At 69.6% G+C, this 15482-nt stretch carries 10 protein-coding genes; 4 read left to right on the forward strand and 6 right to left on the reverse strand.

What is annotated here, in order from left to right; all coding sequences use genetic code 11:
* Positions 1 to 46: 46 nt before the first annotated feature.
* The 3 genes from cydX to WT60_RS17695 all read left to right on the forward strand — a co-directional run bounded on the left by cydX (position 47) and on the right by WT60_RS17695 (position 3792).
* Positions 47 to 145, forward strand: a complete 99-nt coding sequence (gene cydX / locus WT60_RS17690; RefSeq protein ID WP_004550904.1) for a cytochrome bd-I oxidase subunit CydX — start codon at positions 47 to 49, stop codon at positions 143 to 145.
* A 695-nt stretch (positions 146 to 840) separates the two neighbouring features.
* On the forward strand, positions 841 to 1080 hold the full coding sequence (locus tag WT60_RS33795; protein WP_145986818.1) for a hypothetical protein: 240 nt from the start codon (positions 841 to 843) through the stop codon (positions 1078 to 1080).
* A gap of 207 nt (positions 1081 to 1287) precedes the next feature.
* Positions 1288 to 3792, forward strand: coding sequence for a family 20 glycosylhydrolase (locus WT60_RS17695; protein WP_060356802.1), 2505 nt, complete (start codon positions 1288 to 1290; stop codon positions 3790 to 3792).
* 433 nt (positions 3793 to 4225) lie between these two features.
* Here the strand turns inward: WT60_RS17695 and nagE are convergent, their stop codons facing one another.
* The 6 genes from nagE to WT60_RS17725 form a co-directional block, all read right to left on the reverse strand.
* Entirely contained in the window at positions 4226 to 6004 is a 1779-nt protein-coding gene (gene nagE / locus WT60_RS17700; RefSeq protein WP_059575788.1) for an N-acetylglucosamine-specific PTS transporter subunit IIBC, read from the reverse strand.
* A gap of 104 nt (positions 6005 to 6108) precedes the next feature.
* A complete protein-coding gene (gene ptsP / locus WT60_RS17705; RefSeq protein WP_060356801.1) occupies positions 6109 to 8721 on the reverse strand; it encodes a phosphoenolpyruvate--protein phosphotransferase in 2613 nt (870 codons plus the stop codon).
* A gap of 25 nt (positions 8722 to 8746) precedes the next feature.
* Positions 8747 to 9754, reverse strand: coding sequence for an SIS domain-containing protein (locus WT60_RS17710; RefSeq protein WP_038751536.1), 1008 nt, complete (start codon positions 9752 to 9754; stop codon positions 8747 to 8749).
* Positions 9747 to 10850: an N-acetylglucosamine-6-phosphate deacetylase gene (nagA, locus tag WT60_RS17715; protein WP_038751539.1), complete on the reverse strand. Its 1104-nt coding sequence runs from the start codon at positions 10848 to 10850 to the stop codon at positions 9747 to 9749. The genes WT60_RS17710 and nagA overlap by 8 nt, the downstream gene beginning before the upstream one ends.
* 100 nt (positions 10851 to 10950) lie before the next feature.
* The gene (locus WT60_RS17720) at positions 10951 to 11685 is read right to left on the reverse strand and encodes a GntR family transcriptional regulator (RefSeq protein ID WP_038751540.1); all 735 of its coding nucleotides are present in this window, start codon (positions 11683 to 11685) and stop codon (positions 10951 to 10953) included.
* Between the two features lie 615 nt (positions 11686 to 12300).
* The gene (locus WT60_RS17725) at positions 12301 to 13224 is read right to left on the reverse strand and encodes a LysR substrate-binding domain-containing protein (protein WP_038751542.1); all 924 of its coding nucleotides are present in this window, start codon (positions 13222 to 13224) and stop codon (positions 12301 to 12303) included.
* A 445-nt stretch (positions 13225 to 13669) separates the two neighbouring features.
* Here WT60_RS17725 and WT60_RS17730 point away from each other — a divergent pair, with 445 nt between their 5' ends.
* Complete coding sequence (locus tag WT60_RS17730) at positions 13670 to 15436, forward strand: AMP-binding protein (protein ID WP_038751544.1); 1767 nt, start codon at positions 13670 to 13672, stop codon at positions 15434 to 15436.
* The last annotated feature ends 46 nt before the right edge of the window (positions 15437 to 15482 follow it).

The raw sequence follows: 15482 nt of genomic DNA on the forward strand, positions 1-15482 counted from the left end.
GGCCGGCTTTTCGCAAGATTGTCGCAAGTTTCGAAGGAGTCGGATCATGTGGTACTTCAGTTGGATTCTCGGCATCGGCGTCGCGCTCGCGTTCGGCATCATCAATGCGATGTGGCTCGAAGCGCGGCAGAAACGCGACGCTTGAGCGCCGCGCGCGCGTCGGGCCGGTTCAGCGCGGCGGCGACGCGGCGGTGCGGCGGACGCGAGCGGATGTCGTCGTTCGTCGTGCGTCGTTCGTCGTTCGTCGTGCGTCGTGCGTCCGGCGCTGGTTCGCTCCGGATGCAAAGCGCGCGTCGCCATGAAGCAGGACACGCCCTCGCCTCGTGCGAGGGCTTTTTGTTTCTTGCCGTGCGCGCACGAAAAATACGCCCTCGGCGCGAATCGTCGCCGCGCGTCGGCCGCGGCGCGTATGGGCTGACGACGTCTTCGTCGCGCCCACCGCTCGCGGCCCGCGGCGACGCGACGCCGCGCGTTCCGGCGCGTCGCTTTCCGGCTATTTTCTTGCGGCGGACGAACCGCGCATCGGCTTCCTGTCCGCACGCATGCCGTTCCCGCCTTCGTCCTGCGCCGCCCCCTTCCCTTCACCGGCTGACCTGAACGGCGCTTCGTCGGCAATCTGCCTGCCTTCGCCGCAACGCGACGGCGCATGCCGGCGTATGCCGGCGCATGCGTTTCAGGCGCGCCGAACGCGCCCGCCAACACGCCGTTCAATCCCCCCCTTTTTATCAAACTCAATGCCAATCCGATTCCAAATTGATACCACTTGAACACCAATCGAAGGTTTCATAAGATCTTTTCACACGGTCGCTCACAGGCCGCATCCACACCGGTGGAGGAGACATGAAGAATCCCCGTTTCCGTTTGGCCGGCATCGTCGCTGCCACCCCGTTCGGGCGGGCCCGCGCGCGTCGCTTCGATTCGCGCGCCGCCACTCGACCCCATGCCGCCGCACGCTCGCCGGCAGTGCGTCCCGCATCGTCGGCGGCGCGCGCCGCGCGGCGCGCGCATCTCGCGCTCGAAGCCTTCGTCATCGCGGCAAGCCTCGCGTCCCGCGGCTGCGCGGCCGCACGTCGTGCATGAGCACGCGCACGCCCGCGCGCCGTCGCCGCCCCGACCGGCGCGACCGCCCCGAATCCGACCCGTGACGGGCGAACGCGCGCGAACGCTTCGCCCCTCGTTCGCTCGCGCGCGGCATCCGCGCCCCCTTTTCGCAGCTTCCTTGAAAGACCCGATCGCAGCGACGTATTTCCACGGCGTCGTATCACCGCTTTTTTCCAAGGAATTCCCATGAACCGAATCTCGCATTCCCTGTGCGCCGCGTTGCTCGCCGCGGCGGCGCTATCGCCCGCGGCTTCGCCCGCGCAATTGCCCGCGCGGGCCGACGCCCGCGCGGCCGCCGTCACCGCCAACGCCCGCACGGCCCACACGGCCGCCACGCCCGCCGAGCTCGCGGCGCTGCTGGCGAACGGCCTCGCGGTGCGCGTCGCCGTCGACAACAATCACGCGGCGTCGGCGGGCGTGCCGTGCGCCGACCTCGGCGCCGACTGGGCGAGCTGCGCGACGGGCCGCCTGATCCTGCAGAACCGCGGCCATCCGCAGATCACCGACGGCGGCTGGCGGCTCTATCTGCACAGCATTCGCCGGCTGCTCAGGATCGACCGCCCGGGCTTCACTCTGCGCCACCTGACGGGCGACCTGTACGAGCTGACGCCGCAGCCCGGCACGATCAAGCTCGCACAGGGCGAGCGGATCGAATTGCCGTTCGTCGCCGAATACTGGCTGCGGCGCTACAGCGACGTGATCCCGCGCCCGTACGTCGTCGTCGACGGCGCGCCGCCCGCGGTGCTGCGTTACGACGACACCGACGACGAACTGCGCTACGTCGAAACGCTGCCCGCCGACGCGCAGAGCAACTCGCCCGGCAACGCGCCGCCCGCCGCCGCGCAGCCTGTCGCGAACCGCGCGCTGCCGAGCGTGAAGCGGCAGCGCGCGCTGCCCGGCGCGCTCGATCTGCGCGGCGTGGATCTGACGCTGCCCGAGCTTTCGTTCGCGCAGGTCGCGGCGCTGCGCGATCGCGCGGGCATGCTCGGCCTAGGCGGCGCGGGCACGCCCGTCTGGGGCGTCGTCGCGCCGCGCCGGCTGCCCGCCGACGTCGCGGCGCCGGGCGGCTACCGGCTCGCGATCGGGCCGCGCGGCGTGCTCGTCGAAGGCTTCGATCGCGCGGGGCTCTACTACGGCGTGCAGACGCTCTTCTCGCTCGTGCCGGCGGGCGGGGGAACGGTGCCGGCGATGCTCGTCGAGGATGCGCCGCGCTTCGCCCATCGCGGCATGCACGTCGATCTCGCGCGCAACTTCAAGCAGCCGGCGACGCTGCGCCGCCTGATCGACCAGATGAGCGCATACAAGCTCAACCGGCTGCATCTGCACCTGTCCGACGACGAAGGCTGGCGCATCGAGATTCCGGGCCTGCCGGAGCTGACCGACGTGGGCGCGCGCCGCTGCCACGATCCGAGCGAGACGCGCTGCCTGCTGCCGCAGCTCGGCTCCGGGCCGGACAACCAGTCGGGCGGCGGCTACCTGACGCGCGACGACTACATCGCGCTGCTGCGCTACGCGGCCGACCGTTTCGTCGACGTGATTCCCGAGATCGACATGCCCGCGCATTCGCGCGCGGCCGTCGTGTCGATGGAGGCGCGCTATCGCCGCCTGCACGCGGCGGGCCGCGAGCGGGAGGCGAACGCGTACCGCCTGCTCGATCCTCAGGACACGTCGAACCTGCTGACGGTCCAGTTCTACGACCGGCGCAGCGACTTGAACCCGTGCGTGCCGGGCGCGCTCAACTTCGCGTCGAAGGTGATCCGCGAGATCGCGTCGATGCACGCGGACGCACAAGCGCCGCTGCGGATCTGGCACTACGGCGGCGACGAAGCGAAGAACATCCTGCTCGGCGCGGGCTTCCAGCCGCTCGAAGGCGCCGATCCGGGCAAGGGCCGCGTCGATCTCGCCGCGCAGGACAAGCCGTGGGCGCGCTCTCCGGCGTGCGCCGCGCTTTTTCGGCGCGGCGAGATCAAGTCGATCGACGAGCTGCCGACGCGCTTCGCGAAACAGGTGAGCGCCGTCGTCAACGCAAACGGGATCAGCACGATGGCCGCGTGGCAGGACGGCATCAAGCACGCGAACGGGCCGCAGGATTTCAGCACGCGCGGCGTGATGGTGTCGCTGTGGGACACGATCTTCTGGGGCGCGTCCGACAGCGCGCGCGACCTGAGCGCGAAGGGCTACCGGACGGTGCTCGCGCTGCCCGACTACCTGTACTTCGATTTTCCGTACACGCGCAATCCGCGCGAGCGCGGCTACTACTGGGGCTCGCAGGCGACCGACGAGTACAAGGTGTTCTCGCTCGCGCCGGAGAACCTGCCGCAAAACGCCGAGGTGTTCGGCGATCGCGACGGCAATCCGTTCGACGTGACGAGCGCGGGCGCGGCGCCGCGGATCGAGGGCATCCAGGGGCAGGCATGGGGCGAGGTGATGCGCAACGGGCAGTTCCTCGAATACATGGTGTATCCGCGCCTGCTCGCGCTCGCCGAGCGCGCGTGGCACAAGGCCGATTGGGAGCTGCCGTACGCGGCCGGCGTGCGCTACAAGCTCGGCGACACGCACCACGTCGATACGGCCGCGCTCGAACACGACTGGGCAGGCTTCGCGACGGTGCTCAAGCAACGCGAGTTGCCGAAGCTCGAGCGCGCGGGCATCGGGTATCGCAAGCCCACCTTCACGCTGACGGGCGAATGACGGGCGGCCGGGCGGCGCGCCGCGTGCGCGTCGCCCGGCTCGCCGCGCGCCGTCCGTCTCGCAAGTCGCCGGCGATTTGCCGCGTCGCATCGCTCGTCGACGCACAATGCCGTGCGCGCCGCGCGGACGGTCTTCGGCGAATCCGCGGCCCACGGTTCGGTTGCGCTCGGGATGCAGGAGGTCGTGACGTCGGCGGGCGGGGTGTGCTTTTCGCTTTTCGCTTTTCGCTTTTCGCTTTTCGACCCTCGAGCTTCGAGGTGCGAGCTTCGAGGTGCGAGGTGCGCCTCCAACGTTCAACGCCCGAAGCGCGAAAACGACCCGCGCGAAACGCCGCGTCAAAGAAAAAACGGCTTGCGACAGCCGCAAGCCGTTTCCCGTATGGCTCGATCGAACCGAACCCGCGCCGCGGATTCGGCCGACCCACGTCGTCGCGTCAGGCGGGCTGCGCCGCCGCGCCGCCGTCCGTCGAAGGCAGGCGCACCGCCAGTTGCTGCGCGTAGCGCGCTGCCGCCGGGCCGCAAACGATGTGGAACGTGTCGCTCGCGACCCACGCGACGTCGAGCGTCGCGAGGCGCTGGCGATCGACCGCCGACGGATCGCGCACGACGACACGCAGGCGCGTCGCCGCGACCGCGTCGAGCGACGCGACGTTCGTCGCGCCGCCGAACACCGCGAGCCAGCGCGTCGGCTCCGGATCGAGCGGCCCCGCCTGCGCGCCAGCGGCCGATGCCGCAGCGCCGGTCGCGGCCGCGGCCGCCGACGCGGCAGCCGCCGGCGCGGACGACGCCGCACCGCTGCCGAGCGTCGTGCGAATCTCGTCGGCGATGAGGTCCGCCTCCGGCCCGATGATCACCTGCACGCTGCTGCCGCCGCGCTTGAGCACGCCGCGCGCGCCGATCGTGCGCAGATCCGCTTCGGACACCTTGCCGGGATCGACGACGGACAGACGCAGGCGCGTCGTGCACGCGTCGACGACCGACAGGTTCGCCGCGCCGCCAAGCGCCGCGATGTAGCGCTGCGCGCGCGGCACGGCGGCGCCCGCCGTCGGCGCGACGAAGCCGCCCGACGCGAACGACTGCACTTGCGCGTCGGCGCCCGCCGGCTCGCGGCCCGGCGTGGCCATGTTGAACTTGCGGATGCAGAAGCGGAACAGGCCGTAGTACGCGGCGCCGTACGCAAGGCCGAGCGGAATCGCGATCCAGCCCTTCGTCGACAGCCCGTAGTTCAGCACGTAGTCGATCGCGCCCGCCGAGAACGTGAAGCCGAGCTTCACGCCGAGCAGCTGGCAGATCGCGAGCGACAAGCCCGTGAGCACCGCGTGGATCACGTACAGCACCGGCGCGAGGAACATGAAGCTGAATTCGATCGGCTCGGTCACGCCCGTCAGGAACGACGTGAGCGCCATCGAGAACAGCAGGCCGCCGACCACCGCGCGGCGCTCCTTCGGCGCTTCGTGGAACATCGCGAGGCACGCGGCCGGCAGGCCGAACATCATGATCGGGAAGAAGCCCGCCATGAAGCTGCCGGCGCTCGGATCGCCGGCGAAGAAGCGGTGCAGATCGCCCGTCACCGCCGCGCCGCCCGACGCCGGCGCGAACGTGCCGAACACGAACCAGACGAGCGAATTGATGATGTGGTGCAGCCCCGTGACGAGCAGCAGACGGTTCAGGAATCCGTAGACGAACGTGCCGATCGCGCCCGCCGTCAGCAGCCACTGGCCGACCGCGTCGATCGCGTGCTGAACCGGCTGCCACACGTAGCCGAACACGATGCCGAGCACGACGCACGCGAGCCCCGTGATGATCGGCACGAAGCGCTTGCCGCCGAAGAACGCGAGGTAGTCCGGCAGCTTGATGTCCTTGTAGCGGTTGTACAGCAGCCCCGCGACGACGCCCGCGATGATCCCGGACAGCACGCCCATGTTCAGCTTCGGATCGATGTCCTTCATGATCGCGACTTCGATCAGATAGCCGATCGCGCCCGCGAGCGCCGCCACGCCGTTGTTATCCTTCGCGAAGCCGACCGCGACGCCGATCGCGAAGAGCAGCGGCAAGTTGTCGAAGATCGCGCCGCCCGCGTCGGCGATCATCTTGATGTTGAGCACGTCCTGCTGCCCGAGGCGCAGCAGGATGCCCGCCACCGGCAGCACCGCGATCGGCAGCATCAACGCCCTGCCCAGGCTCTGTATTTTCAGAAACGGATTCCCGTCCATTCGATCCTCCAATCCTTATCGTGTCTCGTCGTTGAATAATTGATCGGCTCTGTTGATTGAAACGCGCTTCGAACGCGCGCGATTGCCCGGACGGCGGACGTGCGTCAGTCCGCCGGCCAGATTTCGCGGCTTGCTGCCCTCACCGCCTGCGCCGATTCGAGCGCGAGCAGGTCTTGCGCGCGCTGTCGGCACAGCTGGTAATCGAGATGGCGCACCTGCGCCTTGATGCCCGGCACCGCCCCCGGGTCCACCGACAATTCCGTCACGCCGAGGCCGACGAGCACCGGCACCGCGACCGGATCGCCGCCGAGCGCGCCGCACACGCCGACCCACTTGCCATGCTTCTGCGCGCCGCGCACGGTCGCGTCGACGAGCCGCAGCACGGCCGGATGCAGGCCGTCCGCCTGCGCCGCGAGATCCGCCTGGCAGCGGTCCATCGCGAGCGTGTATTGCGTGAGGTCGTTCGTGCCGATCGACAGGAAATCCGCGTGCTTCGCGAGCTGGTCGGCGAGGAGCGCGGCCGACGGCACCTCGATCATCACGCCGACTTCGACGGCCTGCGCGCGGCCCATCGCGCGCGCGAAATCGTCGATGCGCTTCCTGATGCGCACGAGCTCGCCGACGTCCGTCACCATCGGCAACAGGATGCGCACCGAGCCGAACGGCTTCACCGCGAGAAGGCCCTGCAGCTGATCGTCGAGCAGATCGGGGCGCACCTGCGCGAGACGAATCCCGCGCAGGCCGAGCGCCGGGTTCGGCTCGGGCGGCAGCGTCAGGTAATCGACTTCCTTGTCCGCGCCGACGTCGAGCGTGCGGATGATCGCGGTGCGGCCTTGCAGCGCGTCGACGATCGATTGATAGCTCTGCTGATGCTCGGACGTCGTCGGCGCGGCCTGCCGATGGATGAACATCAGCTCGGTGCGCAGCAGGCCGATCGCGTCGGCGCCGTTGTCGACGGCGACGCGCGCGTCGTCGAGCGTCGCGATGTTCGCGGCGACTTCGATCTTGTGACCGTCGCGCGTGACCGCCGCTTCGCCCGACATCCGCCGGTTCGCCTCGCGCACGCCGGCAAGACGCTGCCGCTCGTGGCGCGCGCGCTCGACGTCGAGCGCGGTCGGCGCATATTCGAGGCGGCCCGCGCTCGCGTCGACGACGACCTGCGTGCGCTCCGGAATCGCATACAGCGCGTCGCCCACCGCGACGAGCGCCGGAATGCCGAGCTGGCGCGCGATGATCGCCGCATGCGAGGTCGCGCCGCCGCGCGCCATCACGAGCGCCGTCACGCGCTCGCGATCGAGCGACGCCAAATCGGAAGGCGTGAACTCCTCCGCCGCGAGCACGGCTTCGGCGGGCAGCTCGCGCACGGTCGCGCTCCCGTAGCCGAGCGCGCGCAGCACGCGCTTGTCGATGTCGCGCAGATCGGCCGCGCGCTCGGCGAGGAGCGCGTCGTCGACATCGGCGAGCACGGCCGTCTGCGCGCGGATCGTCTCGCGCCACGCGAAGCCCGCGCTCTTGCCGAGGCTGATCAGATCGCGCGCGGCGTCGACAAGCGCCGGGTCCTCGAGCAGCACGCGATGCACGGCGAAGATGCCCGCTTCGCCGATCGCGCCGCGCTGCGACGCTTCGCGCACCGTCGCCTCGAGCTCGGCATCGACGGCGGCGAGCGCGCGGTCGAGCAGACGGCTCTCTGCCGCGGGCGTGCCGCTCGCGACCTCGGGCGGCGAGATGTCGGCATCGTCCCCGCGCACGAGCGCGCCGACCGCGATGCCGGGCGCCGCGCACACGCCCGCGAGCGTGTTCGGATCGAGCGGCGCGCGCCCGATGCCCGTGACGACGGGCGCGGGCGACACGACGCGCGCCGGCTTCTCCTCGGCTTCGCCGTGCGTTTCGCGCAGCAGCTCGCTCGCCACCAGCTCGACCGCCTTCGCGGCGTCGCGGCCCGTGGCGACGAGCTCGACCGTCGCGTGCTCGCCCGCGCCGAGGCCGAGCAATCCGACGACGCTTTGCAGCGCCGCCTTGCGTCCGTCGAAATGCACTTCGACGTGCGCGTCGAGCCCGCGCGCCGCTTCCCGCGCGCGCGCGGCGGGCCGTGCGTGCAGGCCGCCCGGCTGCGTGAGCGTGATCGACTTGCGCGCGTCGGCGGCATCGGCCGAGCCCGCCGCGACACCCGCACCTGCACCCGCACCCGCGCCGGCGACTGCCCCCGCCGCCGCGCCGCGCGCACGCAGCGTGAGCAGCATCGTCTCGCCCGCCTTCACGACGCCCGCGCCCGCGCGCCCGACGACTTCGAACGCGTCCGAATTCGCGATCGCGATCACCGACACGAGGCTGTGCGCGGCGCGCGCGATCGCGTCCTGATCGAATTCGATCAGCAGATCGCCCGCCGCGACGCGCGCGCCTTCCGCGATCTTCGTCGAGAAACCGAGCCCATTCAGCTCGACCGTGTCGATGCCGATGTGCAGCAGGATCTCCGCGCCGCCGTCGGCCGCGATCGTCACCGCGTGGCCCGTGCGCGCGACGTGCGACACGATGCCCGCGCACGGCGCGACGAGCCGGCCCTCGAGCGGATCGACGCCGATGCCGTCGCCGAACATGCCGCCCGCGAACACGGGATCGGGCACGTCGGCGAGCGGCACGACGGGGCCCGTCAAGGGAGAGACCAGCACGATCTGGTCGTGGGATGCATGCTTCAACTGTGACTCCTCGGCGCGTCTCATGGCTGTTTCGTCTCGTCGGTGATCGTCAGTGTGTTTCGGTGACTTTGTGCAGATGGCGCGGCGCATCGGGATCGCGGCCGCGTGCGGACGCGAGCTCGGCCGCCATCACGTAGAACGACAGGATCGCGGCGATCGGATCGAGCGCCGCGTGCGCGGTGCGCGCGAGCGGCAGCGTCGCATCGGGCATGCCCGCCGGCGCGGCGAGCAGCACGCGCGCGCCGCGTGCGCGCATGTCGCGCGCGAGCTGCAGCAGGCCCTCCTGCTCGGGCCCGGGCGGCGCGAACACGAGGAGCGGATAGTCGCGGTCGATCAGCTCCATCGGGCCGTGCCGCACTTCGGCGCTCGAGAACGCCTCGGCCTGGATGCCCGACGTTTCCTTCAGCTTGAGCGCCGCCTCCTGCGCGATCGCGAGGCCGAGCCCGCGGCCGATCACGATCATCCGCTCGACGTCGCGCAGCTCGCCGACGGCGCTCGACCAGTCGAGCCGGCCCGCCTGCTCGAGCGCGTCGGGCAGGCCGCGCAGCGCGGAGACGAGCGCGGCGTCGCGCTGCCAGAACGCGACGAGCTGCGCGGCGAGCGACAGCATCGCGATGTAGCTCTTCGTCGCGGCGACCGACAGCTCCGGGCCCGCGAGAAGCGGCAACGGGTGCTCGCACGCGTCGGCGAGCGGCGACGGCAGCACGTTGACCGCGGCGACGGTAAGCGCGCCCGCTTCACGCAGCGCCGTCATCGTGTTGACGAGATCCGGGCTCTTGCCCGATTGCGAGAACGCGAGCGCGAGCTGGCCCTGCACCTTGAGGGGCGCCTGCTGCAGCGTCGCGACCGACATCGGCAGCGACGCGACGGGCACACCGAGGCGGCTCATCGTCAGGCTCGCGAAGTAGCTCGCCGCGTGATCGGAGCTGCCGCGCGCGACGGTCAGCGCGACTTGCGGCGCGTGCGCGGCGAGATGAAGCGCGAGCGCCTCGACGCGGCGCGTGTCCGCGAGCTGCGCGGCGACGACGCGCGCCGACTCGCGCGCCTCGTTAAGCATATTCGACAATCGATTCTCCTTCGACGTAGGTCGCAGTCAGGTTCAGTTCGCGATCGAACACGACGAAGTCGGCCCACGCGCCGCGCTCGATGCGGCCGCGATCGGCGACGCCGAGGTAATCGGCCGCGTAGCGCGACATCCGGTTCGACACGTCGGCGATCGGCAGGCCGAGCGACACGAGATTGCGCAGCGCCTGGTCCATCGTCAGCGTGCTGCCGGCGAGCGTGCCGTCGGCCAGACGCACGCCGCCGAGGCACTTCGTCACGCGCTGGCTGCCGAGCCGGTATTCGCCGTCGGGCATGCCGGTGGCCGACGTGCTGTCGGTCACGACGTACAGCCGCGGAATCGCGCGCAGCGCCGCGCGGATCGCGCCCGGATGCACGTGCAGCAGGTCGGGAATGATCTCCGCGTACTCGGCGTGCGCGAGCGCCGCGCCGACGATGCCGGGATTGCGGTGATGCAGCGGCGACATCGCGTTGAACAGGTGCGTGAAGCCGCATGCGCCGTGCTTGAGCGCGGCGACCGCGTCGTCGTACGTGCCGAGCGAATGGCCGAGCTGCACGCGCACGCCGCGCGCGGCCATCTCCGAGATGATCTCGATGTGGCCGGCGATTTCCGGCGCGAGCGTGACGACGCGGATCGGCGCGATCGACAGGTACTTCAGCACCTCGTCGAGCACCGCGGACACCGCCGCGTCCGGCTGCGCGCCGAGCTTGCCGGGATTGATGTACGGGCCTTCTAGATGCACGCCGAGCACGCGCGAGCCGCCCGGCGTGCGCACGCGCGCGACGTCGCCGAGCTCCGCGACGACGCGCATCAGCTCGTCGCGCGGCGCGGTCATCGTCGTCGCGAGCAGGCTCGTCGTGCCGTAGCGCGCGTGCGTGCGCGCGATCGTCTCGATCGCGTCGCCGCCTTCCATCACGTCCGCGCCGCCCGCGCCGTGCACGTGCAGATCGATGAAGCCGGGCAGGACGTATTGCGCGTCGTTCTTCGACGGATCGGCCGCGTCGCCCGACAGCGCCGTGATCCGGCCGTTCTCGAACTCGAGCGAGCCGTGAATCCAGCCTTCGGAGGTCAGTATGTTTCCGGTCAGCATGACGTTCTCTGATATCTGGTGATGCGTATGGGATCGGTGCTGCTTACTGCTTGCGAGAGGGTTTGCGGGTCGTCCGGGCCGCCGCGGACAGTCTGTCGTGTCAGCGTTTCAGCTCGGCGACGAAATCGTAATAGTCGTCGCGGCAATAGGTTTCGGTCGCTTCGATCGCCCGCCGATCGGCGCCGTAACCGATCCGCGTGATGACGAGGAGCGCCGCGCCCGGCGCGAGGCCGAGCCACTGCGCGACGTCGGCCGATGCGTTCACCGCGCGAAAACGCTGCGACGCGCGCACCACCTCGACACCATGCGACTGCAGGTAGTCGTACAGCGAGCCTTCGAGCGCCTGCGGCTCGGGCACGCAGGTCGCGGGCAGCGTCGAGCGCTCGTACGCCATCACGACGCCGTCCGCGCGCCGCAGCCGCTCGAGGCGCGCGACCGTCGCGCCGGGCGACAGGCCGAAGCGCGCGATCTCGTCGCGGCTCGCGGCGCACAGGCTGCGCGCGAGCCACACCGAATCGGGCGCGAACCCGCGCTGGCGCATCTTCGTCGTGAACCCGGCGAGCCGCGACAGCGGATCGGCGACGCGCGGCGTGATGAAGCTGCCCGCGCCGCGCACGCGGCGAATGAGGCCCTGCTCGACGAGGAGCGCGAGCGCACGGCGCGCCGTGATCCGCGACACGCCCGCCGCCGCCGACAGCCCGCGCTCCGACGGCAGCGCTTCGCCGGCGCGCCAGGCGCCGCCGCGAATCGCGCCGGCGAGATTGCGGGCGAGCTGCAAGTAGAGCGGGGTGTCGCTGCGAGCGTCCGGCGTCAGCGCCGACCAGCCGATATCCATAGGTCTCCGGGTGCGAAAACGGAAGGGCGTCGTCCGAAAGCGAGGCCATTATATAACCAAAATAATACCAGTCAATTTATCGCCGGCGGCCCGCCGGAAATCGCGGAAACGGTTGCCAGACAAGGGAGACGGCACGCTCAAACCCTTTATTTACAAAGCGTTTTGGGCTAGGTATTTACCCGATGGCGTGAAGCCTCGTTGACGTGCGTCAGATGCGCCAACCGGTTTGGGAAGCCGTTCGATTGAGACCGAAATAGAACCAGTCATCCGTACTGGTATGTACGGCGGACGCCGCTCGCGGCCCGCGTCGGATGATGTCGTCGCGCGGCGAAAGCGGAGCGGCGCATCGGCGATTCCCGCGACGATCCGGGCCCTGCCTCGTGGGCCGACGCGCGGCCCGGGTGCCCGGGCGAAGCGAAACGAAGGAGGAGGACGAATGGAGGAAGCCGCGAGCGGCGCGACGTGTGCGACCTGTGCGGCGTGTGCGACATGCGCCGTATCGGACTCACGGGGCGGCGAGCGTGACGGACGCTTCCCGCGGCAAGCGGGCGCGCCGGAGGGCCGCGAGCCGCCGCGAGCCGGCTGCAACGCTCGGCAGCGTGCGGCGCGCCTCGGTCACTCGACGCCGACCGCGCTCTCGATACGCTGCGTCACGTGCGCCTTGTGCCATTCGACGAACGAGCGCGCGGCAAGCGACAGTCCCGCCTCGCGCCACATCAGCACCAGCTCGATCAACGCCGAATCGTCGATGAGCGGCACGTATGCGACGCCCGGCTTGCGCAGCGTCGAGACGGCCGAGGGCACGATCGCGACGCCGCGTCCCGCCGCGACGAGCGCGATCATCGTCGTCATCTGCGACGCGCTCGGCCCGCGCCGCGGCGTGAAGCCCGCCGCCGCGCAAAGGTCGAACGCCTTGCGGTCGAGCGTCGAGCCGTAGCCCGGCGGAAACAGCACGAACGGCTCGTCCGCGAGACGATCGACGGACAGCGACGCCTCGTCCGCCAGCCCGCATTCTTCGGACACCGCGACGACGAGCGTCTCGGCCGCGATCGTCTTGACCCTGCATCCCTCGTAGTCGTCGATGGAATTCTTCCAGCCGATGCCGATGTCGAGCAGGCCCTCCTTGATGCTGCGGCTCTGCTGCGCGGAAGAAGCCTCGACGAGCGACAGCTCGATGTCCGGAAACGAGCGCGCGAAATTGCGGATCAGCGTGCCGAACGCATCGCAAAGCGGCACCGAGCTCGTGTAGCCGAGCGCGACCTTGCCCTCCTTGCCGAGCGCCGCGCGCTGCGACGCGGCCTCCGCGCGATGCACCGCGTCGAGCACGTCGCGTGCGTGCGGAAGAAACAGTTCGCCTTCGGCGGTGAGCTTCACCGAGCGCGTCGAGCGATCGAACAGGCGCAAACCGAGTTCGCCTTCGAGCGCGGAAATGTGTCGAGTGAGCGGCGGCTGCGCGAGATGCAGCCGCTGCGCCGCCTTGCCGAAATGAAGCTCCTCGGCGACGACGATGAAATAGCGCAAACGTCGTAGATCGATCATCTTTTCGTTCCAAGTATCAATCTGTCGCAATTCGGTATTGGCATTAATCGGCCTTATTGGGCGAGACTACGCCTCGTCAACAGTTATCGATATTTCAGAAATTCGACAACCATTTATACCTTAATTTTCGCTAGACGTTTGTACAGTTTTCTTAGCGTGTCCGTTACGCACGATAATTCGCCTCCGGCGATCGAAGCCTGCCCACTATGCAGCCGGATCGGCCTTCCAGCGCGGTTTTATTGCGATCGACACAACGCCGCCCACCATTCCGGCAGCGAATGTTTCATTGACCGAAATTCGCCGCCACGCGTGTCGCAAATGAAATTCGGACCCGACATTTCATTTTTTGTATGGAAATTGTCAGGAAAACAGGCCAATAAGCCAAACAATCCGAATTAATTATTGCAAATCGAGTTTTAGCGGATTTTTAATAAAGGGGCAGTCAATGCGCGATTCCTCGTCGCTGATCGACAAGCTGTTGGCTCCGCTCGGAGAGGGGCGGATCTGCCGCGCGCACGGCATCGGCACGCTCGACGAGAGCGGCATCGAGCACGTGCTGTCCTATCGTCAACTGAGCGAGGCGGGCTTGCGCATGAGCGCCGCGTTGAACGCGCTCGGCGCGCGCGCGGGCGATCTCGCCCTCCTCGCGCTGCCCGCGACGAACGACTATCTCGCGCTGCTCGTCGGCTGCGTGCTGTCGGGCGTCGTGCCGTGCACGGTGCCCGCGCCGCTCAAGCGCGCGAACGGCGCGAGCCCGCAAGTGCTCGAGGTCGCCTGCCAGCTCTATCGTCCGACGTTCGTGTTCACCGCATCCGCGCACGTCGCCGAACTCGAGGCGCAACTGCGCGGCACGGGCGCGCGCGTGATCGACGTCGGCATCCTCCGCGCCGCGTCGACGGGCGCCGAGCCGCGCCTCGCGCCGCGCGGCCGCGACGATACCCACCACATTCAACTGACGTCCGGTTCGACGTCGCATCCGAAGGCGGCGATCATCAGCCACCGCAACGTCGAGAGCAACATCGCGGGCATCGCGAACGCGTGCGGCTACAGCAAGCAAGCCGCCGACAACACCGTGATCTGGCTGCCGCTGCATCACGACATGGGCCTCGTGAGCCTGCTGCTGCATCTGTACTACGGGACGTCGCTGCGGCTGATGCCGTCGATGAGCTTCGTGCGCAACCCGCTCGGCTGGCTCAAGCGCATCGCGCACACGCGCTCGACGATCGCCGTCGCGCCGACCTTCGCGCTGCGCTACTGCGTGCGCCGCTTCAACGCGGCGGCGATGGAGGACGCCGACTTCAGTCATCTGCGCACGTTCCTCGTCGGCGCGGAACGGGTCGACCGCGCGACGCTCGCCGATTTCGCCGCGACGTTCACGCCGTACGGCTTCCATGCGTCGGCGCTGCAGCCCTGCTACGGCATGGCGGAAGCGACGCTCGCCGTCACGTTGCACCGCTCGATCGACGCGCCGGCGACTCGGGCGTTCGCGCACGTGATCGCCGATCGCATCGACACCGCGGCGCTCGCGCAGCATCACCGCGCGACGCCCGTGCCCGACGGCCACGCCGGCGCGACCGACACGCTGCTCGCCGTCGGCGCGCCGCTCGACCAGATGGCCTACGAAATCCGCGATGCGCAGGGCCGCGCCGTCGCCGAACGCGACACGGGCGAGATCTTCATACGCGGCGCATCGGTCATGCAGGGCTACCTGCCGAGCGCCGACGCCCCCGCGCCGCAACCGTTCGACGCGCACGGCTGGTTCGCGACGGGCGACATCGGCTACGTGAGCGGCGGCCAGCTCTTCATCCTCGGCCGCAAGAAGGAAATCATCATCATTCGCGGAACCAACTACTTCCCGCACGAGATCGAGGAGACGATCGACGGCCATCCGGCCGTCTACAAGGGCGCGTGCATCGCCGTCGGCATCCACGACGAAACGCAGGGCACCGAGAACCTCGTCGTCCTCGTCGAGGCGCATGCGAATCGCGTCAACAGCGATTCGCGCGCCGAGTTGCAGACGCGCATGCAGCAGCGGCTCGGCTATTGCGCGCAACGCATTGCGTTCGTCGAGCCGGGCGCGTTGCCGCGCACGACGAGCGGCAAGCCGCAACGGCTGAAGGCGCGCGCGATGTTCATGAGCGGCGAGCTGCGCGAAATCGCGCCGCCGCCGTCGCGCCTGCCCGGCGTCGAGCGCCTCGCCCCGCAGCCATGACGGCCGCCGCCTCGCGATCCTCCCTCTCGCGCGCCGCCCACATACG

Source organism: Burkholderia sp. MSMB617WGS (assembly GCF_001532025.2).
In the GTDB taxonomy this organism is placed as follows: Bacteria; Pseudomonadota; Gammaproteobacteria; order Burkholderiales; family Burkholderiaceae; genus Burkholderia; species Burkholderia savannae.

Coding starts and splice junctions, on each gene's coding strand:
- cydX (WP_004550904.1), top strand. CDS start 47: ATGTGGTACTTCAGTTGGATTCTCGGCATCGGCGTCGCGCTCGCGTTC.
- WT60_RS33795 (WP_145986818.1), top strand. CDS start 841: ATGAAGAATCCCCGTTTCCGTTTGGCCGGCATCGTCGCTGCCACCCCG.
- WT60_RS17695 (WP_060356802.1), top strand. CDS start 1,288: ATGAACCGAATCTCGCATTCCCTGTGCGCCGCGTTGCTCGCCGCGGCG.
- nagE (WP_059575788.1), bottom strand. CDS start 6,004: ATGGACGGGAATCCGTTTCTGAAAATACAGAGCCTGGGCAGGGCGTTG.
- ptsP (WP_060356801.1), bottom strand. CDS start 8,721: ATGAGACGCGCCGAGGAGTCACAGTTGAAGCATGCATCCCACGACCAG.
- WT60_RS17710 (WP_038751536.1), bottom strand. CDS start 9,754: ATGCTTAACGAGGCGCGCGAGTCGGCGCGCGTCGTCGCCGCGCAGCTC.
- nagA (WP_038751539.1), bottom strand. CDS start 10,850: ATGCTGACCGGAAACATACTGACCTCCGAAGGCTGGATTCACGGCTCG.
- WT60_RS17720 (WP_038751540.1), bottom strand. CDS start 11,685: ATGGATATCGGCTGGTCGGCGCTGACGCCGGACGCTCGCAGCGACACC.
- WT60_RS17725 (WP_038751542.1), bottom strand. CDS start 13,224: ATGATCGATCTACGACGTTTGCGCTATTTCATCGTCGTCGCCGAGGAG.
- WT60_RS17730 (WP_038751544.1), top strand. CDS start 13,670: ATGCGCGATTCCTCGTCGCTGATCGACAAGCTGTTGGCTCCGCTCGGA.